Annotated in this window: 20 protein-coding genes and 13 tRNA genes; 5 read left to right on the top strand and 28 right to left on the bottom strand. The window is 48.0% G+C overall.

Annotation, left to right across the window (positions count from 1 at the left end; translation table 11 throughout):
- Positions 1 to 220: 220 nt before the first annotated feature.
- Positions 221 to 919: an iron-sulfur cluster repair di-iron protein gene (gene ric / locus E6W40_RS00165; protein WP_136603622.1), complete on the bottom strand. Its 699-nt coding sequence runs from the start codon at positions 917 to 919 to the stop codon at positions 221 to 223.
- A gap of 227 nt (positions 920 to 1146) precedes the next feature.
- Here ric and E6W40_RS00160 point away from each other — a divergent pair, with 227 nt between their 5' ends.
- The 3 genes from E6W40_RS00160 to E6W40_RS00150 all read left to right on the top strand — a co-directional run bounded on the left by E6W40_RS00160 (position 1147) and on the right by E6W40_RS00150 (position 3837).
- Positions 1147 to 1830 carry a GntR family transcriptional regulator gene (locus tag E6W40_RS00160; protein WP_136603621.1) on the top strand — a complete coding sequence of 228 codons (684 nt, stop codon included), beginning with the start codon at positions 1147 to 1149 and terminating at the stop codon, positions 1828 to 1830.
- A 67-nt stretch (positions 1831 to 1897) separates the two neighbouring features.
- A complete protein-coding gene (gene uxuA, locus E6W40_RS00155; protein WP_136603620.1) occupies positions 1898 to 2986 on the top strand; it encodes a mannonate dehydratase in 1089 nt (362 codons plus the stop codon).
- A complete protein-coding gene (locus tag E6W40_RS00150; RefSeq protein WP_136603619.1) occupies positions 2983 to 3837 on the top strand; it encodes an SDR family oxidoreductase in 855 nt (284 codons plus the stop codon). The genes uxuA and E6W40_RS00150 overlap by 4 nt, the downstream gene beginning before the upstream one ends.
- Positions 3838 to 3905: 68 nt before the next feature.
- Here E6W40_RS00150 and pulA read toward each other — a convergent pair whose 3' ends face one another.
- From pulA to E6W40_RS00135, 3 genes are all read right to left on the bottom strand, one after another.
- Positions 3906 to 5864: a type I pullulanase gene (gene pulA, locus E6W40_RS00145; protein ID WP_136606757.1), complete on the bottom strand. Its 1959-nt coding sequence runs from the start codon at positions 5862 to 5864 to the stop codon at positions 3906 to 3908.
- A 307-nt stretch (positions 5865 to 6171) separates the two neighbouring features.
- Positions 6172 to 6966 carry a TrmH family RNA methyltransferase gene (locus E6W40_RS00140; protein WP_136603618.1) on the bottom strand — a complete coding sequence of 265 codons (795 nt, stop codon included), beginning with the start codon at positions 6964 to 6966 and terminating at the stop codon, positions 6172 to 6174.
- 46 nt (positions 6967 to 7012) lie between these two features.
- Complete coding sequence (locus E6W40_RS00135; RefSeq protein ID WP_136603617.1) at positions 7013 to 7675, bottom strand: potassium channel family protein; 663 nt, start codon at positions 7673 to 7675, stop codon at positions 7013 to 7015.
- 129 nt (positions 7676 to 7804) lie between these two features.
- On the opposite strand from E6W40_RS00135, the gene sspI reads away from it, so the two are divergent.
- Entirely contained in the window at positions 7805 to 8038 is a 234-nt protein-coding gene (gene sspI / locus E6W40_RS00130) for a small acid-soluble spore protein SspI (protein ID WP_136603616.1), read from the top strand.
- 54 nt (positions 8039 to 8092) lie between these two features.
- Here sspI and E6W40_RS00125 read toward each other — a convergent pair whose 3' ends face one another.
- The 3 genes from E6W40_RS00125 to E6W40_RS00115 all read right to left on the bottom strand — a co-directional run bounded on the left by E6W40_RS00125 (position 8093) and on the right by E6W40_RS00115 (position 12455).
- Complete coding sequence (locus E6W40_RS00125) at positions 8093 to 9676, bottom strand: peptide chain release factor 3 (RefSeq protein WP_136603615.1); 1584 nt, start codon at positions 9674 to 9676, stop codon at positions 8093 to 8095.
- Positions 9677 to 9891: 215 nt separating this feature from the next.
- Positions 9892 to 11442, bottom strand: a complete 1551-nt coding sequence (gene zwf / locus E6W40_RS00120) for a glucose-6-phosphate dehydrogenase (protein WP_136603614.1) — start codon at positions 11440 to 11442, stop codon at positions 9892 to 9894.
- A gap of 248 nt (positions 11443 to 11690) precedes the next feature.
- Positions 11691 to 12455 (bottom strand): YwmB family TATA-box binding protein, encoded by a 765-nt coding sequence (locus E6W40_RS00115; protein ID WP_136603613.1) that lies wholly within the window; start codon positions 12453 to 12455, stop codon positions 11691 to 11693.
- Between the two features lie 173 nt (positions 12456 to 12628).
- Here E6W40_RS00115 and E6W40_RS00110 point away from each other — a divergent pair, with 173 nt between their 5' ends.
- Positions 12629 to 12988 carry a hypothetical protein gene (locus E6W40_RS00110; RefSeq protein ID WP_136603612.1) on the top strand — a complete coding sequence of 120 codons (360 nt, stop codon included), beginning with the start codon at positions 12629 to 12631 and terminating at the stop codon, positions 12986 to 12988.
- A gap of 96 nt (positions 12989 to 13084) precedes the next feature.
- Here E6W40_RS00110 and E6W40_RS00105 read toward each other — a convergent pair whose 3' ends face one another.
- The 21 genes from E6W40_RS00105 to E6W40_RS00005 all read right to left on the bottom strand — a co-directional run bounded on the left by E6W40_RS00105 (position 13085) and on the right by E6W40_RS00005 (position 20976).
- On the bottom strand, positions 13085 to 13741 hold the full coding sequence (locus tag E6W40_RS00105) for a response regulator transcription factor (protein ID WP_136603611.1): 657 nt from the start codon (positions 13739 to 13741) through the stop codon (positions 13085 to 13087).
- On the bottom strand, positions 13713 to 14798 hold the full coding sequence (locus E6W40_RS00100; protein ID WP_136603610.1) for a sensor histidine kinase: 1086 nt from the start codon (positions 14796 to 14798) through the stop codon (positions 13713 to 13715). The genes E6W40_RS00105 and E6W40_RS00100 overlap by 29 nt, the downstream gene beginning before the upstream one ends.
- A gap of 19 nt (positions 14799 to 14817) precedes the next feature.
- Positions 14818 to 15465, bottom strand: coding sequence for a cell wall-active antibiotics response protein LiaF (liaF, locus tag E6W40_RS00095; RefSeq protein WP_136603609.1), 648 nt, complete (start codon positions 15463 to 15465; stop codon positions 14818 to 14820).
- 263 nt (positions 15466 to 15728) lie between these two features.
- Entirely contained in the window at positions 15729 to 16430 is a 702-nt protein-coding gene (locus tag E6W40_RS00090) for a PspA/IM30 family protein (RefSeq protein WP_136603608.1), read from the bottom strand.
- 3 nt (positions 16431 to 16433) lie between these two features.
- Entirely contained in the window at positions 16434 to 16910 is a 477-nt protein-coding gene (locus E6W40_RS00085; RefSeq protein ID WP_136603607.1) for a PspC domain-containing protein, read from the bottom strand.
- Between the two features lie 4 nt (positions 16911 to 16914).
- The gene (locus tag E6W40_RS00080) at positions 16915 to 17592 is read right to left on the bottom strand and encodes a PspA/IM30 family protein (RefSeq protein ID WP_136603606.1); all 678 of its coding nucleotides are present in this window, start codon (positions 17590 to 17592) and stop codon (positions 16915 to 16917) included.
- 50 nt (positions 17593 to 17642) lie between these two features.
- On the bottom strand, positions 17643 to 17939 hold the full coding sequence (locus E6W40_RS00075) for a LiaF transmembrane domain-containing protein (protein ID WP_136603605.1): 297 nt from the start codon (positions 17937 to 17939) through the stop codon (positions 17643 to 17645).
- A 250-nt stretch (positions 17940 to 18189) separates the two neighbouring features.
- Positions 18190 to 19392 (bottom strand): SLC45 family MFS transporter, encoded by a 1203-nt coding sequence (locus tag E6W40_RS00070; RefSeq protein WP_136603604.1) that lies wholly within the window; start codon positions 19390 to 19392, stop codon positions 18190 to 18192.
- A gap of 328 nt (positions 19393 to 19720) precedes the next feature.
- A tRNA-Leu gene (locus E6W40_RS00065) sits at positions 19721 to 19803 on the bottom strand.
- 15 nt (positions 19804 to 19818) lie between these two features.
- A tRNA-Arg gene (locus tag E6W40_RS00060) sits at positions 19819 to 19892 on the bottom strand.
- Between the two features lie 14 nt (positions 19893 to 19906).
- Positions 19907 to 19980: transfer RNA gene (locus tag E6W40_RS00055), tRNA-Cys, on the bottom strand.
- Between the two features lie 10 nt (positions 19981 to 19990).
- Positions 19991 to 20065, bottom strand: a tRNA-Gly gene (locus tag E6W40_RS00050).
- Between the two features lie 5 nt (positions 20066 to 20070).
- Positions 20071 to 20145 (bottom strand) — tRNA-Gln (locus E6W40_RS00045).
- 16 nt (positions 20146 to 20161) lie between these two features.
- A tRNA-His gene (locus E6W40_RS00040) sits at positions 20162 to 20237 on the bottom strand.
- 43 nt (positions 20238 to 20280) lie between these two features.
- Positions 20281 to 20353 (bottom strand) — tRNA-His (locus tag E6W40_RS00035).
- Between the two features lie 22 nt (positions 20354 to 20375).
- A tRNA-Trp gene (locus E6W40_RS00030) sits at positions 20376 to 20449 on the bottom strand.
- A gap of 4 nt (positions 20450 to 20453) precedes the next feature.
- Positions 20454 to 20538 (bottom strand) — tRNA-Tyr (locus E6W40_RS00025).
- Positions 20539 to 20543: 5 nt separating this feature from the next.
- Positions 20544 to 20619 (bottom strand) — tRNA-Thr (locus E6W40_RS00020).
- Between the two features lie 21 nt (positions 20620 to 20640).
- Positions 20641 to 20716 (bottom strand) — tRNA-Phe (locus tag E6W40_RS00015).
- 39 nt (positions 20717 to 20755) lie between these two features.
- Positions 20756 to 20832: transfer RNA gene (locus E6W40_RS00010), tRNA-Asp, on the bottom strand.
- A gap of 72 nt (positions 20833 to 20904) precedes the next feature.
- A tRNA-Met gene (locus tag E6W40_RS00005) sits at positions 20905 to 20976 on the bottom strand.

Here is a 20976-nt window from a genome sequence, read left to right as displayed (position 1 = left end):
GGTTGATGGGGGTAGAGGTGCTGGAAGGAATATGATTGCTTCGCGGTCTGGCAAGATGGTAAAAAATCCCGGTGGAGACTGCTGCTTTTGCGCATGTTACGGGGATGGATTCAGGGTTCGGAGGTACAGTTACAAAGGTGTATCTTAAAAATCGTTACAAAAAAGCCCCTTCTTCACCTTGTGAAGAAAGGGCTGTAATGACCGCATGTATCCTTATGAACTACACCACTGCACGCATGCGTTCGAACAGCACGTTGTTCTCCAGATGGATATGCTCGAAGGTATCCTTTTCAAGCATCGCCAGCCGCTGGTAAACGAGCCGGTACGTACCGCAGGCATCGACGGGAGGAGCAAAATCACTGGTTATTTCCCGCAGCTCCTTCAACAAGTCACCTGCCTGCTCATGCTCCTGTTCCAGCTCGGACACATGCGGCTTAAGTTCCTCTGCGGCTTGGAGACTCGGATTGGTAACAAATTTCAAAATAAGCGGGAATACATTCAGATCCTCATCCTCAGTATGCTCCAGCAGCTCTTTGCTCAAATCCGCAAAAATCGCCTGCACTCGCAGCAGCTCAGGATGATGTTCGCCATGAACACGAGCCAGCTTCGTCACATATGGTGTCAACGCTGGCAGCTCTTCTCGCAGAAAAGCATGATGCTTGTGCTGAATATATTCAATCAGCTCTGGTTCAGTCAGCTCACCGGGACGACTCTCCTGGTAGTCCGCCATCTTCGTCTCCAGGGTCTTTATCTCTTCAAGAACCACCGCAGGGTCCAGCTTTCTTTTATACGCCGCTTCCTCCAGAGGAACCTTTCCACCGCAGCAAAAATCAATGCGCAGTGCACGGAATAAATCTGCCGTTTGTGGTACAGCCGTTACGATATCGGACACTTGCGTTTGTAATGTGAATGAATTCATATCAAGGACCTCCAAATAGTGGTTGGATGCGCAGAATGTTATTTCTATTTACAGACCCAGTATAAGAAAATCCCGGCTCGATTCGTGTGATTACAGTCATAACGAAAATCAACGATCTGTGAACTTCCGTTCTCTTTAAATCTCGATTCTCCAAATATTATTGTTGACGCATACAGTTACGATCTACCATACTTGTATGGTAGTATGGAACTAAGGAGGTGACCAAGATGGATGAAAGCATGTTTCAACAGTCAGGCTCGGCTGGTAGCGCCGTATATCAGCAGCTCAAACAGCAGATTGTCAGCCTGGAGCTTGCGCCCGGCACCACCCTGTCCGAGAAAGAAACTTCATTAAACTTTCAGGTAAGCCGGACTCCTGTCCGCGAAAGTTTCGTCCGGCTGGCCCAAGAGGGACTTGTATGGGTTCTCCCCCAACGTGGAACGCGAGTATCGCTCATTGACTCGGATATGGTTGAAGAAGCCCGGTTTATGCGCGAACAGTTGGAGAAGGCTGTGATCCGGCTCGCTTGCGAAGCTTTTCCAGCCGACAATCTTGCAGCCCTGGAAAGCAATCTCGAACAACAGCAGGAATCCACACAACAGCATGACGGCAAGAAAATGTTCGAGCTGGACGAGGCCTTTCACCGCATCCTGTTTGAGGGCTGCCGCAAGAACGGCACATGGAATGTCATTCAGCAAATGAATGCCCATCTCAACCGTACCCGTGTCCTATGGCTTTGGACCGAGCCTCATTGGGAGCTTCTCTATGAGCAGCACCGGGAGATTTTTCTCGCTGTGAAGCAGAAGAATGCGGACCATGCCGAACAAATCATGAAGGAGCATATGCAGCTCAGCATTGCCAACCTCCCGATACTCAAGGAGCGCTTTCCCGAATATTTCAAGTCATCCTGATGACCGGACAGCCAAAAGGCTACAGCTGGCAATCCCGATATTCATTACATGATAAGGTGGTGCAGGAATGCGTATGGTATTCCGCTGGTTCGGCGAAGGGAACGACACCGTTTCGCTCGGCCAGATCAAACAAATTCCCGGAGTCGAAGGTATCGTATGGGCGCTGCATGATGTTCCGGCTGGAGAAGCATGGCCCATGGATAAAATCAATCAGGTCCGCGATCAGGCAGCAGCCTATCACTTCCATCTGGACGTGGTCGAAAGCGTCAATGTGCATGAAGATATTAAGCTCGGTCTCCCGAGCCGTGATCAATATATTCAAAACTACATCACTACGATCGAACGGCTGGCTCAGGTTGGTGTTAAAGTGATCTGCTATAATTTCATGCCGATTTTCGATTGGGCACGTACCGATTTACATAAACTTATGAATGATGGTTCAACTGCACTCTTTTTTGAAAAATCCAAAATCAACGATATTGATCCATTCAAGCTTGTGAAAGGGATTAATCAAAACAGCAAACTTACCATGCCGGGATGGGAGCCGGAACGTCTTGCGCATCTGACCTCGCTGTTCGAGGCTTACAAAGGGGTTTCTTCCGAGGAGTTATGGGGGAACCTCTCGTACTTCCTAAAAGCCGTTGTTCCGGTTGCGGAGCGCTGCGGCATTCAAATGGCTATCCATCCGGATGATCCGCCTTGGCCGATTTTTGGTCTGCCCCGCATCATTACCGGTCAGGAAAGCCTGCGCCGCCTGCTCTCGCTGGTGGACAGCCCGTCCAATGGTATTACGCTGTGCAGCGGTTCGCTGGGTGCCAATCCGGACAACAACATAGTGTCTATGATTAACGAGTTCCATGACCGCATTCCTTTCGCCCACATCCGTAATGTCCGCGTGTATGAAAATGGTGATTTCATCGAGACATCCCACCGCACCCAAGACGGAACCGTTGATATTACTGGAATCGTCAAAGCCTATCACGACAATGGTTTTGAAGGTTATGCCCGACCGGACCACGGCCGTCATCTTTGGGACGAGGAATGCCGCCCGGGTTACGGACTGTATGACCGCGCGCTCGGCATTATGTATCTATGGGGTCTATGGGATGCTCTGGAGCGAGTTCAACCCCTTCATAGGAAAGAGGGATCTGTATGAGTATTCTGCCCTTACACCCTGCTCTGAAAGGAAAAACTGCAGTTATCACCGGTGGCTCCGGCGTGCTCTGCCATGCTATGGCTATGGAGCTTGGACGCCAGGGTGCCCGTGTAGCCATCTTGAACCGGACCATCCAGAAAGGGGAACTTGTTGCCGAAGAAATTCGCGCAGCAGGAGGCACGGCTGCAGCAATCGCCTGCGATGTCACAGATAAGGACAGTGTGACAGCAGCCGAAGAACTGGTGCGCGAGCTGTTTGGTGGATGTGACATACTGATCAATGGAGCGGGAGGCAACCATCCAAGCGCGAATACGACGAATGAAATTTATCATACGGGTGATGAAGGTCTTCCGGATATCACCTCATTCTTTGATGTCAGCGTACAGGGATTCCGGAATGTCATGGATTTAAATTTTATCGGAACTTTCCTCCCTACACAGATATTTGCTAAAAATATGATTGGCCGCCCGGGAGCTACCGTACTTAATATTTCATCCATGAGCTCGGTAAGTCCGATGACAAAGGTACCTGCCTACAGTGCAGCCAAAGCTGCCATTAATAATTTCACGCAGTGGCTGGCCGTACATCTGGCCGAATCCGGAATTCGCGTCAATGCCATGGCTCCGGGCTTCTTCCTGACGGAACAGAACCGTACACTGCTCACCCATGCGGATGGTTCGCTCACTGAACGTTCGCATAAAATCATCACCCACACGCCAATGCGGCGGTTTGGTGTTCCCGAAGATTTGCTTGGTACCCTGCTCTGGCTCGTGGACGAATCCACTTCAGGATTTGTCACCGGTACGGTCATCCCCGTGGACGGCGGCTTTATGGCATACTCCGGCGTTTGACCATGCATATTTCACAAGCAAAAGAGGGGCTTTCCAAGGTCATTCAGACCTTGAGAAGCCCCTCTTGATTATGATTCAACAGACAATACAACCATTCCGATTCCTGATAGGGTCATCAGCTGCATTTGCAGTTCATGTACTTCTTCTTCACCGAACAAAACGCTCCATTCCCCCAAATCAGGAAGTGTTATAATACTCTCACCCGGGCTACCGTGATAGATAACATATAAGTGCTTGGAGGTATCGCCTCCTGCATGATTGCGAAGCGTGAAAGCCACGCTGCCGACTGGCGTCTCCTCAAATTCAAGATGTTCCCTAATCTCCGCCGCAGTACGCAAACGGAAAGCCGGATGTTCCTGCCGAAGCCGGATTATCTGCTGCATGTACCTGACATCACTTGAATGAGCGGCACAGCGTTCCCAATCGAGCCAGTTTACCTCATCCGGTGATTTATAGCTGTTTTCCACTCCATTTTTGGTCCGCATAAATTCCTGGCCTGCGTGGATAAACGGAATACCTTGGCTTGTCAAAATGATTGCCGACCCCAAACGATGCATCTTTTGGCGTTCATCGTCTGTTCTCTCTTCCGTCGAAAGGACCAGCTTGTCCCACATCGTATGATTATCATGGCATTCCACATAATTTACGCTTTGAACAGGTTCAACGGCGAACTGCCGCAGTTTACCGTTATATTCAATTCCGCCTGCGATGCCTTTTCGGATATCATTCTCGAATCCGCTTGCACCGCTGATAAAGCCCTTGTTCTCATGAATAAAAATGCTGCCTTTGATCGCATCTCTTAATCCATCATTGAACTGTCCGATTCCCGGAAGCTGCCGGGCATTCACCTGATTAGCCCGCTTATCAGCCATCAGTACCGTATTCATGTTCCAGCCCTCTCCGATGGTGATGATGGAGGGATCGATTTCATCCAGACGCTGGCGGATTTCATTCATCGTTTCAATATCCATCAAACCCATCAAATCAAACCGGAAACCATCAATGTGGTACTCTTTTACCCAATGAAGAATGGAATCCACAATAAATTTGCGGCCCATTTTCCGCTCCGAAGCAAATTCATTGCCGCAAAATGCCCCGTTCGAGAGAGAACCATCCTCTTTGTAACGCAAATAATAGCCAGGGACAAGCTTGGTAAAGTTAATCAGGTACCAGTCATATACATGGTTATACACCACATCCATAATGACGCGTAAGCCCTTATCATGAAGTGTCTGTATCATCTGCTTCATTTCGGTAATCCGCACAGAAGGTTCATTCGGATCCGTCGCATATGAACCTTCCGGAACATTATAGTTTTTCGGGTCATAACCCCAATTGTACTGAGGCAGGTCCAGCCGCGATTCATCTACACTTTCGGTTGAAAAGTCATACACGGGTAACAATTGGACATGAGTAACCCCAAGACTTCGGATGTGTTCGAGTCCTGTCGGTATATTATTGGGACCCGTTGTCCCTTCCTCAGCCAAACCGAGATACTTCCCCGGACGAGAATTCCCGCTGCCCGGATGAATGGACAAATCCCTCACATGCAGCTCATAGATCACCGCGTCCACGGGAGAATGCAGAGGAGGCTTGTCTTTTGTCCAGTGACTCGGGTCGGTTGCCGAGAAGTCCAAGATTGCCCCCCTGTCTCCATTTATGCCAACGGCTGCCGCGTATGGGTCCACCGCCTCATTCCACTGCTCGCCAACTTTCACCTTATACTTATATCCAATGCCTTTGTAATCGCCTTCAATATGAAGTATCCAGGTCCCCCCGACATCCCGGGTCATCTCCATCTCCTCTGCAAACGTACAGGCCCAGACCGGATAGAGCACCACCTTCGCTTCGGAAGCTATGGGAGCCCATAGTCGAAATCTCGTTTCTTCCGGCGCATAACGCATGCCAAGATCGTTGCCATCGTAAGCAAAAAGCTCGTCAAACTCCGCATCAAATACAGAAACGCCGTTCGTGACCGCCGGATCACCGTAGTCTATAACGACATCATGTTCCTTTTGTACTGCCACTTCAGCCACTCTCCAATATTTTGTAATTATGTCCATTATAGCAAGCAACACTGGAGGTTGCGTCAGCTTTTTTCAGATTGATTAGTCCCATCTGTATTGGCCACGTCAGTAAATACCCTATTGTGTTCTGATTGACCCTTTTACAGGTATGTATGCATAAAATTACGAATTCACACGTAAGATGCAGTTTTTATGCAAAATAAAAAAGAGTCATCTACATGACTCCTTTCGATTCGTGCTCCTAAGAATATAAGCCAGTCCAGCTACAGACTCAATGAATATCGGTTTACAGATGCGAGTTAGTGGCCTATTGATAATGCCGCTGCCGCATCGCCTCAAACAGCATCACCGTCGAAGCCATGGCCACATTCAGTGACTCCGCCTGGCCTTTCATCGGAATAATCAGTGAGTCGTCCACCAGCTTCTGCGCTTCAACCGATACCCCTTTTGCCTCATTGCCTAAGAGCAGCCAGGAAGGTCCAGTAAAATCATACCCATAACAGGTTGATGTCGCCTGCAGGCTTGTACTGATGATGCGCACCCCATTCTCCTTAGCTTGAGGCAGCAGCTCCAGCAAATCCCCTTCCACTACCGGCAGATGAAAAATCGAACCCATCGTGGACCGGATCGTTTTCGGATTATAGATATCCGCCGAACCCCGTCCTATGATCACGCCGTCAGCTCCCGCTGCATCCGCCGTGCGGATAATGGTGCCGACGTTGCCGGGATCCTGAACACCATCAAGAACGATAACCAGACTGTTTTTCAGCTGCAGCAGCACGTCAATGTCAGTCGGCCGTTTTCTGACGACCGCAAACACGGGCTGCGGTGTTTTTGTATCTGAGCACTTAGCAATGACTGCTGCTGACACACCAATCCATTCCACTTCCGTAACTCTCCCCGCCATCTGCGAGGAGAGCTCTGAGGGAATACCCTGCTCCACATCAAAGGCCACGCATTCCAGATCAGCCCCCGATCGCAGAGCTTCCTGCACCAAATGAATGCCCTCAATTACATATTTATGCTGCTTGTCCCGGTGCTTCTTCTCAAGCAGCTGCGCCCATTCCTTCGCGCGGGGATTTTGCGGTGATAATATATCCATGAATACCGTCCTTTTGCTTGCTCATAAGCTTAATATGCCCGTAGCATCACTTTGGATACGCGAGCTCCAGCTTTGTCAGATCTCTTTTTTCACCCACAATGACGAGAATATCGCCTTCTTCAAGCAGGTCATCCGCATACGGTGAAATATTCATTTTATTTCCGCGCTTGATCGCCATGACGTTACAGCCAAACCTTGCGCGCACGTCCAGCTCTTTCAGGTTTTTGCCAACCATATCCTGTGAAGCCTTCATTTCAACAATGCTGTAATCATCAGAAATTTCAATGTAATCCAAAATATTAGGAGAAGTTAGATGATGCGCAACCCTCATGCCCATATCCCGCTCCGGATAAATAACCTTGTCTGCCCCGATTTTGTTGAGAACCTTGCCGTGGAGTTCGTTTTGAGCCTTGACAATAATCGTCTCCACGCCGATATCTTTGAGAATAAGCGTTGTCAGAATACTCGATTGGATATCCTCACCGATCGCAACAACCACCACATCGAAATTTCGAATACCGAGCGCACGCAGCGCTTCCTCGTCCGTGGAATCGGCCGATACGGCATGTGTTACAATATTGGAAACCGCCTGGGTACGCTGCTCATCCGAATCAATAGCCAGGACGTCGAATCCCATTTCGCTGAGCGCGTTGGCTACACTAAATCCGAAACGCCCCATACCTATGACGGCGTACTGCTTTTTCGCCATTTTTTAACCCCCCGGGTTATAGAAGTCTATCCTGATTATTATATCACAGAGCACAAAAAACTTGAATTTTGGTTCACCTCACGGGGAACATTATGAAGGCATCATGATCTTTTGGATGGAGGGAAAATAATGCCGATTACACTTGATTTGCGCCAGGCCATCGTTCACAAAGTGCATGGCAGCAATGACGCGGATCTCCGCGGGATGATTGAAGGCTCGGTGGATGGACCGGAGCAGGCTCTGCCTGGGCTCGGAGTTATTTTTGAAATGATCTGGAAGAACATAGACACGAAAAAGCAGGATGAACTGGTCCACATCGTGCAAGAGCATCTAAAGACGGTAACCCCTGGTCCATTGACCTGATTATTAGCAAAATAAAAAACCCTTCGCAGCTTTCGCGAAGGGTTTTTACTATATTTAAGGAGCTGTGTCCAGGAACTTGGCGTTCGGATTTTTATCCATGGCCGTACGCATTGCATATTCATTTTCAAACAGGACGACATAGTTGCCCTTCTTATCTTTGACCAGCGTGGAATTGATCCGGAATTTGCTTGGATCGATGTCCTTGTCGATAATCCAGCGTGCGAACTGATATGGCATCCGCTGCAGCTGTACATCTACGCCGTATTCGCCCTTCATCCGGTATTCAAATACCTCGAACTGGAGCTGGCCCACAACGCCGAGAATGGTATCATCGAAGCTGACGGTACGGAATACTTGGATCGTACCCTCTTCTGTCAGCTGATCAATCCCCTTCTGGTACTGCTTATGCTTCAGTGCATTCTTAACCGTCACCTTGGCAAAAATCTCTGGTGAGAAGGTTGGCATTTCATCAAATACCACTTCACTACCCTGACTGAGCGAATCCCCAATACGGAAAATACCCGGGTCAAAGAGACCGATAATGTCACCCGGATACGCCTCTTCGACGATATCCCGGTCCTGTGCCAGGAACTGCTGCGGCTGCGATAGCTTGATATCCTTGCCCACACGAATATGCTTCACACTCATGCCGCGCTGGAACTTACCGGACACGATCCGCATAAAAGCGATCCGGTCGCGGTGAGCCGGGTTCATGTTCGCCTGGATCTTGAAAACATATCCGGAGAACTTCTCATCCGAAGGCTCAATCACGCCAGCGGTACTGGTGCGCGGCTGTGGTTTCGGTGCCAGCTGCAGGAAGTTCTCAAGGAACGTCTGCACACCGAAGTTATTAATCGCGCTTCCGAAGAAGACTGGTGTCAATTCACCTTTAAGGACTTTATCCATGTCAAAAGGATCGCCCGCTACGTCCAGCAGCTCAAGATCTTGGCACAGCTGATCATGCAGGTACTCTCCGGCCATTTCACGAATAACCGAATCATTGTAGTCTTCAACCTTTTGCACTTTAATCGTGGAATGGTCGTTGCCTTGGAAAAGCTCCACCTGGTTTTTCATACGGTCGTACACGCCGCATAATTCGCGTCCTGTACCAATCGGCCAGTTCATTGGAACAGAGCGGATACCGAGAACCTGCTCAAGCTCTTCCATCAGCTCAAACGGGTTACGCCCTTCACGGTCCAATTTATTGATGAATGTAAAAATCGGAATCCCGCGCTTCGCACATACCTGGAACAGCTTAATGGTCTGTGCTTCGACACCTTTGGCAACGTCAATCAGCATGACTGCACTGTCGGCAGCCGTCAACGTACGATAGGTGTCTTCACTGAAGTCTTGGTGACCCGGTGTATCCAGAATGTTGATGCGATGACCCATATAATCAAACTGCATCACGGAAGAAGTTACCGAGATCCCCCGCTGTTTCTCGATTTCCATCCAGTCACTGGTTGCATGCTTGCTGGCTTTACGGGCTTTTACTGTACCGGCTAACCGGATAGCTCCCCCGAATAGCAGCAGCTTTTCTGTCAATGTTGTTTTACCCGCATCCGGATGGGAAATGATTGCGAATGTTCTTCGCTTTTCAACTTCCTGCTGCAAGGCCTGATCTATCGCTTTGCTCATTTCACTATTCCCTTCATAACTAAAGTCATGTCTATTATTGTACCACAATCCATACGCAAATCACCCCCATGCAAGAGCTGCATGAGGATGATTTATTTTCATATTCATGTCGGGTAGTGAAAACCTAAGGCGGATCTAGTCGGAAAGCTGCAGCAGGCCTCGCAATCAACATCATTTCATGTCTCATGGCGCCTGTTAGACCTCCCGGTAATATATTATTTATTCAGCTGCCAAACCACGTTGTCTTCATCTTGTCCGTTGACCGGCCACCAGTGAAAGCCATCCTCAGCAAGCAATTGATCGGCTTCTTTAGGACCCCATGAACCTGCTGGATAATGGCAAGGTCCTTCAGCATCCTGCTTCCAGGCTTGCGCAATGCGGTCCACGAAGGACCATGCCGAGGCAACCTCGTCCCAACGGGTGAAATATGTCGAATCTCCGCGTGCCGCATCATGCAGCAGTCGCTCATATGCTTCCGGTGAATTGATGCCTACCATGCAGCTTTGGCAGAAATCCATTGCCAGCGGCTCAATTTCGGACTCGGAACCCGGTTTCTTCGCATTGATCTTCACATAAATGCCTTCCATCGGATTGACACGGATAACCAAGAGGTTGGGTTCAAGCTTATGCTTTTGCCCAAGATAGACATTATTCGGCATGCCTTGGAATTCAACAACGATTTCGGTTGTTTTGACTGGAAGTCTCTTGCCGGTACGGATGTAGAACGGTACACCTGCCCAGCGGAAGTTATCCACGAATACACGAGCCATAAAGTATGTTTCGGTATTGGACTGTGGATCCACTTTATCTTCATCGCGGTAAGCCGGTAAATCGCGACCACGTGAACTGCCCTGTACATATTGTCCGCGGACAACGTTTTTCTTCACTTCTTCCCCATTGGCATAAGGACGGAGTGAGCGAAGAACTTTCACCTTCTCATCACGGATATCCTCCGGTAGCAGACGGCTAGGCGGCTCCATAGCGACCATCGTGAGCATTTGCAGCATATGGTTTTGTCCCATATCACGCAGTGCCCCGGCATGATCATAATATCCGCCGCGTTCTTCAACACCGACGGTTTCACCGAGAGTGATTTGTATGTTTGAAATATGCTTATTGTTCCATAGCGGTTCAAAGAAAGCATTCGCGAAACGAATCACTTCGATGTTTTGAACCATTTCCTTACCGAGGTAATGGTCAATCCGGTAAATCTCTTCTTCCTTAAATACCTGACGGATTTGTTCATTCAGCTCTTCAGCCGATTTCAGATCGTAACCGAAAGGTTTCTCGATAACAAGGCGCTGCCAGCCATCACCTTCCAGCATGCCGCCTTTTTGCAGGTTAAAGGACACGCTGCCGAACAGTTCAGGAGCAAGTGCCAGGTAGAAAATACGGTTGCCTGGGATATGAAAACATTCTTCCAACGCGACGGTTTGTTCGTTCAGTTCACGGAAGCCATCCACATTGTTGATATCCAGGGATTTATATTCAAAATGCTGTGCAAATGATTTGAAATCTTCGTTATTCTCCGCTTTGTACCGGCAAAATTCCTGTATGGAGTTATAAATATCCTCACGGAATTCTTCCTGTGTACGCGGACGCCGCGCCACGCCGATAACGGCAAAGTCCTCAGCCAGCTTACCTTCACGGTATAAACTATAGATCGCCGGAAACAGCTTGCGTTTAGCCAAATCCCCGGTTGCTCCAAAAATAAAAAATACAGCGCCTGGTGTTTGCAACATTTCCAAATTTTGATTTTCAGCCATGGCCCTCATTCTTTCCTATATAGTATAGTGTATTTTTTTATACAAAAAAGGAATTGATACCCGCACTCCTACAGGTACAAGCATTTTCTAGCGATTATAGATGATTCAGCTCCGCTGAAAACGATACATTCTATAATCTTAAAAATGATGTTACGTCATTTTAGCATATTCATGAAAATGATGCTATTAGTTTTCTTACAAAAATACTCAGATATTATGACCATTCTTTACAAAAAGAATCCCTTATTTCAATATTCGATCGTGATCATTGGGAGCCCAATGGTGACGCGGTTTTTCCCGCTCATATCATCCTCATGGACAGCTACCTGCATGTTCAGCCATGTGTTTTCACTTCTTACACGCGAGGTGAGAGATGGCACTTGGTACGCATTACTTACCGTTGTAGCGTCCGCATAGGTTTCTTTTTGAACAGCTTCCATTGTATTTTGCAGACTGCCTTCAATACGATTCATCGTATCTGCAGCCTTTACTTTATCATGATCATTAGCGTTTCCCTGTAAGGATGCATTCCATTCAGCTTCAATGCCTGAATCACGCATTTTCTGGCCGTATTGCTCTTGCAAATCGGAGAGATTGCTCCATTGCGCGGGATCCCCGGCCTCTAATTGGATAATAACGTAACTTTGATCAGCGGAAATCTCCTGCCAGTTAAAACGTATATTTACCGCATTTTTTTCGTCGATAACCCGGTAGGTTGTGTGTCCGTTCTCCATCAGTTCACTTATAGGTGACAGTTGAAGTGATTGGGATAATTTCTGGGCAGCTGCTTCGGCACCCTCTCCCCCGCTTCCATCCCATGAGCCCTGCCATTTTACAACGACACGTACCGGCTGATCCACCACTTGGTTCCCGAGGTCAAGCAGCGTACGCAGCTCATCATGCTCAGCCTTGGCTTCTGCTGTTGTCATTCCGTTCCAGAAATATCCCAGCATGCATCCCAATAAGGTCATACATACCAACCCAACGCCCGTCCATTTAGCTGCTGCCTTCATACCCTATCCATCCCCTCGACCCTAAACTATCAATCTACTAAAAAGGATGTCCGGGTTCAGAGACTTTTATACCTTAGATGTGGCACGGATAATTGGGTGAATGACCATGACCCATAAGCCTAATCGTGAATACATTGATAACAAAAATATAAGAGGGAGGATTGACCTTTTACATGATCCCTGTTTACCCCCTTTCAGAGGATAACATCCTTCAGCATCGCGGCAAAATGGTGCTGGCATGTACACATGACGGCAGAACCTACATCGGAAAGTTAACGCATTGCAAAGATGGTCACATCATATTGAATGGTGAAGAAGAAACGGCATTGCATGCCGCCAATGTCAAAACAACCAAAAAACGTCCGAACGCGGCCAAGAGTAAAAAGCCTGCGCCCAAAGCCCAAGTTCGCGCATTATACCCTCCTTATGGATATGGATATGGGTACGGTTATCCGTCTTACGGCTATGGCTTCGGCTTTGGTTCCGGTCTTGCCCTGAGTCTTGGTTTGCTTGCGCTGCTCTTTTTAATCTAAAACATAAAATGCACCCGCTGCAGCTTCCCCAGGATCCCTTCTCAGGTCCCCCGGTTGGCAGGCAACGGGTGCATTTTTTTGAGCAATGAAACCACTTTATTCGGCAAGTCCGTTTTTATAAGCGTAAATCGCGGCTTGAGTCCGGTCATCCACACCCAGCTTGGCGAGGATATTCGTGACGTGAAACTTGACCGTCTTAATGCCAATGATCAGATCATCAGCGATTTCCTGATTGGATTTCCCCTTTGCGACCAGTTTCAGTACGTCCATCTCACGCTCTGTAAGCTCCTTATGAGCAGGTGCCTCCGTCTCCGCATGACGAAACCGATTCATCATTTTGGAGGCAACCTGGGATTCCAAAACAGACTGTCCGCGTGCTGCAGCGCGGATTGCCTCTGCAATCTCACTTGCTCTCGATGTTTTCAGCAGATAACTGAAGGCGCCTGCTTCAATCACGGGGTACATCTTCTCGTCATCCAGATAGCTGGTCAGCACGATAACCTTACAATCAGGATAAAGCTTGAGCAGCTGTCTTGTTGCTTCAATCCCATCCATTCCGTCCATGACCAGATCCATCAGCACGACATCAGGCTTATATTCATCAGCCAGACGGATGCCTTCCTCGCCGCTGCCAGCCTCGCCCACGACCTCGATCCCCTCTTCCGTACCAAGGACAGCCGCCAAGCCGATGCGTACCATTTCATGATCATCCACAAGCAGCACCTTAATTGCCGGCTTTTCCAATTCCTCCATGTTCCTCATCCCCTCCCTTTTCTTCATTTACGATCGGAATCGTAATTTCGATCCGCGTTCCTTTACCGGGAGCTGTAATGAATTGAATCGAACCGCCAATTTCATTCACCCGTTCCTGCATATTCGAAAGGCCGTAAGAAGCCTGTTTTTTCTCATCCAGCTCAAATCCCTGCCCGTCATCACGCAGCATCACCCATACGGTTTCATGCTTCTGTTGAATCCGGATTTCCATTTTTTCTGCCTTGGCATGCCGCAGCGTGTTAGACATAGCCTCTTGAATGATTCGGAACAGATGATTCTCGATTCCTTTCATCAGTTGAATGCCCTCATCCATCTCAAACACGATATCCATCGGTACCTTAACCTTAAGCTCTTTAACCAGTTCTTTCAAGCCCTGCTCGAGCGGCTTACCTTCAAGGTACACCGGCCGTAAATGCAGCAGGAGCGCTCTCATCTCCGACTGCGCCACAGCAGCCATTTCCTCAATCAAGGCAACCTGACGTTGTGCCTTATCAAAATCCTTAACCAGCGTTCTCCCCACAGCTGTCGCCGTCATCGATATCGCAAACAGCTGCTGTGATACCGCATCATGCAGCTCTCGGGCAAGGCGCTGCCGTTCCTCCACGATTGCAGACACTCTTGCCTGTTCAGCTAGCTGAGCGTTATTGGTGGACAGGCGCTGGAGCGAAGTGACCTGCTCCTCCCATTTCTTGCTGATCCGTCCCAATTGTTCGCCAAGCCGGCCCACTTCGTCCACTCCAAGCTCGGGAACATCACGTGTTAAATTCCCCTTTTCCCAGGATAACAGCGTCTCCCGCAGCAGCTCGAGTCTTCTTTTCGTACGATAACTCTGATAAAAGCCGTATATAGCCCCAATGCCCACTGGTACGATAATCAAGGTCGTAACGGCCTGTACCACTCTCGTCCAGGAGTCAAAAGGTGCCAAATATCCATATGTATACATCACATAAAAAATAATAAACAGCAAAATAAAAGAAAGAAGGGCCCCCTCGCCCATGCTCCGGGAGACCATATTAACCGGCTTCTTTGATTTCATGCGGGGAACCCCCTACTCTCTATGATATATTAATATCCAAATCTCCAATGAGATAAGAAACAATAAATTTCACTTTTTGGTCGCTGGTGTCATAATTCGGTGATTTCCAGTTCAAACGGTTCATCATGCCATTGTCACGTTGTCCCCGGAACTCAATGGAACCAAACAGGACAAACGCCTCAATCTCCACCCCGTAATATTCCGGAATATTGAGATCCATATCCCCCATAATCCCTTGAAACATCATCACGGTTTGATGATCCTCCGGCATAGCCAGTGACAAATCAAGATCCGCTTCTCCAAGCACATGCCATACACTCATGCTGCGCATCACCCAGGGCTGCTGATCCCAGTCAAAATGAGAGGAAAAGTTCTGCTTTTGCATGAAACCTTCCTTCGGCTGAACCTTTTTCGCCTTGATAAAAAAGAAACCAAGTGACAGAAGCGCAATACCCAACACCATCATCAGATGATCAAGCAGCAGCAAAATGGCACCGACGGCCAGCAATCGATAGCCTCTCTTCACCTTACCGCTACGTATTGTATAGATTCCCATTAACAAGAACAAGAGTGCGACGATGGTAAAGAAGCCGAACCACTTGCCGAACAGCATGAGAAGGCCAATGCCGATAAGTATAAGCGCAATGATGCGATTTCTTTTTTCCATGCCGCACCTCCTTGTGATGTCTTGTTACACTTATAGTAAAGGTCGGAAAAGCCATATGGTGCACAATCCACCAATATGGCTCTCCTCTTTTCAGATCGACTGAACGAAAGAATTCGCTATCTTTATTCCATTCCGTATAGCACAGAATGAGATGAAGATCTGTTTACTTCACTTCATTCTGTATAGCACAGAATGAGGTGAAGAACCGTTTACTTCACTTCATTCTGTATAGCATATCATATTGTCCGATATCTTGAATATACTTATTCTTTCGTTGTTTTGGAGGCGCTGCTTGAAGGGTTCATTTTGCTTTTCAAAGCGTTCAGCTGTTCTTCCACCTTCAATTGCTTCTCAGCGTCAACCGGGCTCGTGAATGTGCTGGCTGCCGGACGGTAAGGGGCACGCATAACATCGGCTTCAGCTTCCAGCTGCATGATTTTTTCTTCCATGCGATGGAATCCAAGAGATGCGCCGCCGCCTTCAATGGTATGCAGGCTGTTGATTTGGGACATTTGCTTCTTGGCCTTTGCCATTTGTGCGCGGGTAACCAATTCATTGCGTTTATTGCGCATTTTGTAGAATTCATCTTTCATGTCATGCAGCTGCTGCACCAATTCCTTAGCTTGGGTTTCGGACTGCACATGGAGATCGCGGTATTCCGAAATCTTTTGATCGAAGTAAATCTTTTCTTCCAAAAGCTTGCGGGCTACTTCTTCCTGACCGTTCTTCAGAGCCAGCTCAGCTTGAGCCTCACGCTGTACGGACATTTTCTCCGCTTCTTCAACACGCTGCTTCATGCGGCGCTCATTAGCCATTTGCTTTGCAACGGTTACCTCAGCTTCGTGAATTTCAGCCTCCATATCGCGGAGATATTGATTAAGCATTACAATCGGATCCTCTACCTTATCCAACAATTCATTTACCGACGCCTTTGTCATATCTTTCAGTCTTTTAAATACTCCCATGTTTTACACTTCTCCCTTCTCATATTGAGACAGTTTTTTCTTCAGATCTTCAAGTTCTTTCTTCATAGCTTTCTTTTCGATATCTTCCATCATGGCATCCAGATTGGATGCTTGGGAGGAGAAACCTCCAGCAGGTCTACTGCCAAAAGAAGGATCGTTATATTTGGTTCTTGGATCAAAGGAAGGGCCGCTGTTGCTGCCGTTTCCTCCGTAATAATTGCCGTTGCCGGGCTGGCCGCCATAATAGCCGCCTGCTCCGGGGCCAGGACCATGTCCGTACGGATTGTATGGAGGTACAGGCTCTTTCGGAACCACCAGGGATGCGATGAAATAGATGAACAGCGTCGTTCCACCGGTGAAGAATATGGAGATGACAAACAGAATCCGCAGCAGTGTTGAATCCATGCCTATTGTCTCCGACAATCCGCCGCAAAGCCCTGTTACCATCTTATCTCGGGTCGAACGGTAGAGTTTACTCATGCTGTTACTCCTTTCCGCTGTTATTCAGCTTTTGTTTCAAACGGGCCAGTTCCTTTTCCAAAATACCAGATACCGTATCACTGGCCTGGTCTAAGTACTGTTGACCCATGCGGCGCAGATCGCGCAGGCTTTGAGCTTCGAGCTCCCAATCAGATATCCGGTCTTCCAGGCGGTTGAACATTTTAGGTACGTCCTGACCGCTGCCGTAGCCGTCCATCCGTTGGTTCATACGCTGCTGAAGCCGAAGCGTCTCCATGCGTGCCGCATAGTATTGACGTTTGTTATATACGGTTTGATACTCCATTTTCAGGTCATTCAGTTGGCTTTCCAGATCGATCAAAGACTTTCTGGTTGTATTCAGCAGTTCGCTGTACTGGTCCAGCTTTTCTTCATAAATGATCTTTTCCTGCAAAGCCAGCTTGGCGAGATGATCCTCTCCGGCCTTTAAGGCCAGCAGCGCTTGCTCTTCACGTTTGCTTTTCATCGATTCCGCCTGATCAACCTGCTGCTTCAGCTGTCTCATATGTGCTGAGGACTGCTGTACAAGCTTTTCTGCTTCGACGATGTCATCCCGTGTAGTTGCCAGAAACTGATCGATCAATCGCACCGGATCCTGACTTTGCTCCAAACGTTCATTTAAATTAGCTGCGGTGATATCCCTCACCCGACGAAAAACACTCATTTTGTGTAGCCCCTCCTTATTCGTTTTTTCCTTCATAGAAGTTATTTATGTTAGTAGGAATTTCTTTTCCCCTTCAGAAGGGAGATTCCGAAAATCACTAGCGCGATACCGAGCAGCGGTCCGATGAACCAGGACAGTTTCGCCAGCAGCGATAAAACACCGAACGCTAGGATGATGGTTCCGATTAACACTCTGCCTCTACGAATTCCGTAATAGCCAAGGACGATCATCAGAATCGGGAAAAGCAGACCAATCAGTTTACCAAACAGTGGTGCGAACAATCCGAAGAGCATCAAAGCCCCAATAGCGATTAATACGATTGCTGTTCCGTTGTTGCGTTTTTTCATGCATTTCTCACTTCCTTTCATTGCATCAACCTTATGTCTTTATTTTAGGTGGTTCTGCCTCTTTCCAAAACAGACTGCAGACGGTTTTTCATCCTAGACCTTAGTCGGGGAACTCTTCAGACTTAAGGCTATCCGGTGTTTATTCACTATGTACCTCTCCCATGCACTATGCCCTACACGCGCAAAAAGAGCGCTGGATATCCTCCATGCGCTCTTCAACGGCTATAGTATTCTGCCTACTGAACTCCCATTAAACATTCGCCTGAATCGTTTCCTTTGGAACGGCAGCGCTTTTTCCATTATGCTTCACCAGGAAAATGAACAAGAGCGCGACCAGCATACCACTTGATGCATAGATGAACAAAGAACCGTATCCAAACTGATCGATGATCCAACCCAGCAGTGGAGGTGAAGCAATGGCTGCGAGTGATGATACCAGATAGTACAGACCCGTTCGCGTTCCAATACTCGTTTCGCTGCCGATGGATACCACAAACGGGTAGGAATTGATGTTGATCAAAGCCCAGCACATGCCGCCCAAGGCAAGCATAATACGGAGAAGCAGCACGGTTTTCGCCAGAGGAATGGCCGCAAACACAAGAAACAATCCGATAACACCGAAGATAATAATTTTACGTTTACCATACCGGTTGCCGAGCCAGCCGCTTGGAATCGCAAACAGCACGAAAAATAATGAAAAGAACGTGAGTGAGAATCCGGACGCCTGTTCTGATAATCCCATGTAGTGCTTACCGTATAAGGTAAACATCGCCTCGACCCCTTGATAGGAGACGAACCAGAAAAAGATCGCGATGAGCAGCAGCACCGTCGTACGGTCCAACTCCCCCCGCAGCTTGATTCTCGACTGCTTTTCCGCAGGAACCGATACGATGACATCTCTTTTTTCTTTGATGAATCTCACCAATATAAACAAGCAAATCAATGTGATGACAGCTGCTGCGATAAAAGGAAAGGCTGGATTCGCTCCATATAACATCGAACCGGCTCCAAAAGCCAAAATACCGCCAAAACCGCCCATGAAGTTAATAATTCCGTTTGCCTTCGTACGCTGATGATCCGGAGTGATATCCGGCATTAGGGCGACCGTAGGCGATCTGTACACGCTCATGGACAAGTTCATCAGCATCATGAAGAGAACTAATGTAATAAAGCTCGTATGAAATGGTATTAAAATCACAAACACGGCGGCGAGTGGCATTCCGATGATCATAAACGGCATACGCCTGCCAAAGCGGGTATTTGTCTTATCGCTCAGGTTACCAATCCATGGCTGCAAAAATAAAGCAAAGTAATTATCGATGGTCATCATAAAACCAATTAATGAAGCTTTGTGGATATATGAATCCAGAAAGAAAGGTACAAATGCATTATACAGTGCCCAGGTGATACTGATACTGAAAAATCCGAATCCAAGCAGCCATGTTTTCTTCATGAAGAATGAACCTCCGTTTCAGCAGGTAACAACGCTAGATGGCATAAGTCTGCTGTTACGTGTAGTTGAAGCGTTTTCAAAACGAATGGATTAAAAGATTTGCCAGGTGCTACTAGGCGGGTGGTCGTGAGGATGTCTTTCAATCAGCAAGCCCCCAATCGGTTTTTATTTTTTCTATATTATACAATAAGTTTATTTACATATTGTTTATTTTTTAATGCATACAACAATGGAATGTAAATTTATTCATTTCATTATTCAGATGGACTCCAACCAACAAAAAAACACTTCATCTGATTGTTCAGATAAAGTGCTTTTTAAAGCATTATGCTGGTGAAGGGACTTGAACCCCCACTCCGTCGCCGGAAGCGGATTTTGAGTCCGCCGCGTCTGCCATTCCGCCACACCAGCAAGTAAAGAATAATACGCGCCCTAAGAGATTCGAACTCCTGGCCTTTTGATTCGTAGTCAAACGCTCTATCCAGCTGAGCTAAGGGCGCATATGAGATTGTAATGGAGGCGCCACCCAGATTCGAACTGGGGATAAAGCTTTTGCAGAGCTGTGCCTTACCACTTGGCTATGGCGCCATAAAATTATTGGAGCGGACGACGGGAATCGAACCCGCGACCCTCGCCTTGGCAAGGCGATGCTCTACCGCTGAGCCACGTCCGCATAACTGGCTGGGGATATAGGATTCGAACCTATGCATGACGGAGTCAAAGTCCGTTGCCTTACCGCTTGGCTAATCCCCAACATAATAAAAAACTATGGGGCGACCGATGGGTCTCGAACCCACGAATGCCGGAACCACAATCCGGTGCGTTAACCCCTTCGCCACGATCGCCATAATGTATAGTTCTTTATAGAAAGATTACAATGAAATAATGGGCGACCGATGGGTCTCGAACCCACGAATGCCGGAACCACAATCCGGTGCGTTAACCCCTTCGCCACGGTCGCCATATTCATTATAAAATTTAATTGGCAGGGGCAGCAGGAATTGAACCCACACCAACGGTTTTGGAGACCGTTGTTCTACCTTTAAACTATGCCCCTAAAATGGTGGAGGCTGATGGATTCGAACCACCGAACTCGTAGAGAGCAGATTTACAGTCTGCCGTGTTTAGCCACTTCACTAAGCCTCCGAAAATGGTGCCGGCGAGAGGACTTGAACCCCCAACCTACTGATTACAAGTCAGTTGCTCTACCAATTGAGCTACACCGGCTTTTATACTTATAAAATTACATGGTGGCTCGGGACGGAATCGAACCGCCGACACGAGGATTTTCAGTCCTCTGCTCTACCGACTGAGCTACCGAGCCTAACTATATCACTTATGAGAAAACAGTGCAAATATAAAATGGCGGAACCGACGGGATTCGAACCCGCGATCTCCTGCGTGACAGGCAGGCATGTTAGGCCTCTACACCACGGTTCCACGGCCTTTATGGGGTCCCCGGAAAGTAATCGGAATATGCTGCAAAGCATCTCTTCACTTTTTGGGGATAAATTGCGGGGGCAGGATTTGAACCTGCGGCCTTCGGGTTATGAGCCCGACGAGCTACCGGGCTGCTCCACCCCG

It is taken from the genome of Paenibacillus dokdonensis, from assembly GCF_004916975.1.
Lineage (GTDB): Bacteria > Bacillota > Bacilli > Paenibacillales > Paenibacillaceae > Paenibacillus_AQ > Paenibacillus_AQ dokdonensis.
This window is presented reverse-complemented; position numbering and strand designations above follow the sequence as displayed.

Excerpts from the sequence above, each read along its gene's own strand:
- zwf (WP_136603614.1), bottom strand. The coding sequence starts at position 11,442 with ATGGCTGAAAATCAAAATTTGGAAATGTTGCAAACACCAGGCGCTGTA.
- E6W40_RS00160 (WP_136603621.1), top strand. The coding sequence starts at position 1,147 with ATGGATGAAAGCATGTTTCAACAGTCAGGCTCGGCTGGTAGCGCCGTA.
- E6W40_RS00075 (WP_136603605.1), bottom strand. The coding sequence starts at position 17,939 with ATGAAAAAACGCAACAACGGAACAGCAATCGTATTAATCGCTATTGGG.
- liaF (WP_136603609.1), bottom strand. The coding sequence starts at position 15,465 with ATGGAAAAAAGAAATCGCATCATTGCGCTTATACTTATCGGCATTGGC.
- E6W40_RS00110 (WP_136603612.1), top strand. The coding sequence starts at position 12,629 with ATGATCCCTGTTTACCCCCTTTCAGAGGATAACATCCTTCAGCATCGC.
- E6W40_RS00135 (WP_136603617.1), bottom strand. The coding sequence starts at position 7,675 with ATGGCGAAAAAGCAGTACGCCGTCATAGGTATGGGGCGTTTCGGATTT.
- E6W40_RS00090 (WP_136603608.1), bottom strand. The coding sequence starts at position 16,430 with ATGGGAGTATTTAAAAGACTGAAAGATATGACAAAGGCGTCGGTAAAT.
- E6W40_RS00140 (WP_136603618.1), bottom strand. The coding sequence starts at position 6,966 with ATGGATATATTATCACCGCAAAATCCCCGCGCGAAGGAATGGGCGCAG.
- E6W40_RS00070 (WP_136603604.1), bottom strand. The coding sequence starts at position 19,392 with ATGAAGAAAACATGGCTGCTTGGATTCGGATTTTTCAGTATCAGTATC.
- E6W40_RS00085 (WP_136603607.1), bottom strand. The coding sequence starts at position 16,910 with ATGAGTAAACTCTACCGTTCGACCCGAGATAAGATGGTAACAGGGCTT.
- E6W40_RS00080 (WP_136603606.1), bottom strand. The coding sequence starts at position 17,592 with ATGAGTGTTTTTCGTCGGGTGAGGGATATCACCGCAGCTAATTTAAAT.
- E6W40_RS00100 (WP_136603610.1), bottom strand. The coding sequence starts at position 14,798 with ATGAAATCAAAGAAGCCGGTTAATATGGTCTCCCGGAGCATGGGCGAG.
- E6W40_RS00150 (WP_136603619.1), top strand. The coding sequence starts at position 2,983 with ATGAGTATTCTGCCCTTACACCCTGCTCTGAAAGGAAAAACTGCAGTT.
- E6W40_RS00115 (WP_136603613.1), bottom strand. The coding sequence starts at position 12,455 with ATGAAGGCAGCAGCTAAATGGACGGGCGTTGGGTTGGTATGTATGACC.
- E6W40_RS00125 (WP_136603615.1), bottom strand. The coding sequence starts at position 9,676 with ATGAGCAAAGCGATAGATCAGGCCTTGCAGCAGGAAGTTGAAAAGCGA.
- uxuA (WP_136603620.1), top strand. The coding sequence starts at position 1,898 with ATGCGTATGGTATTCCGCTGGTTCGGCGAAGGGAACGACACCGTTTCG.
- sspI (WP_136603616.1), top strand. The coding sequence starts at position 7,805 with ATGCCGATTACACTTGATTTGCGCCAGGCCATCGTTCACAAAGTGCAT.
- E6W40_RS00105 (WP_136603611.1), bottom strand. The coding sequence starts at position 13,741 with ATGGAGGAATTGGAAAAGCCGGCAATTAAGGTGCTGCTTGTGGATGAT.
- ric (WP_136603622.1), bottom strand. The coding sequence starts at position 919 with ATGAATTCATTCACATTACAAACGCAAGTGTCCGATATCGTAACGGCT.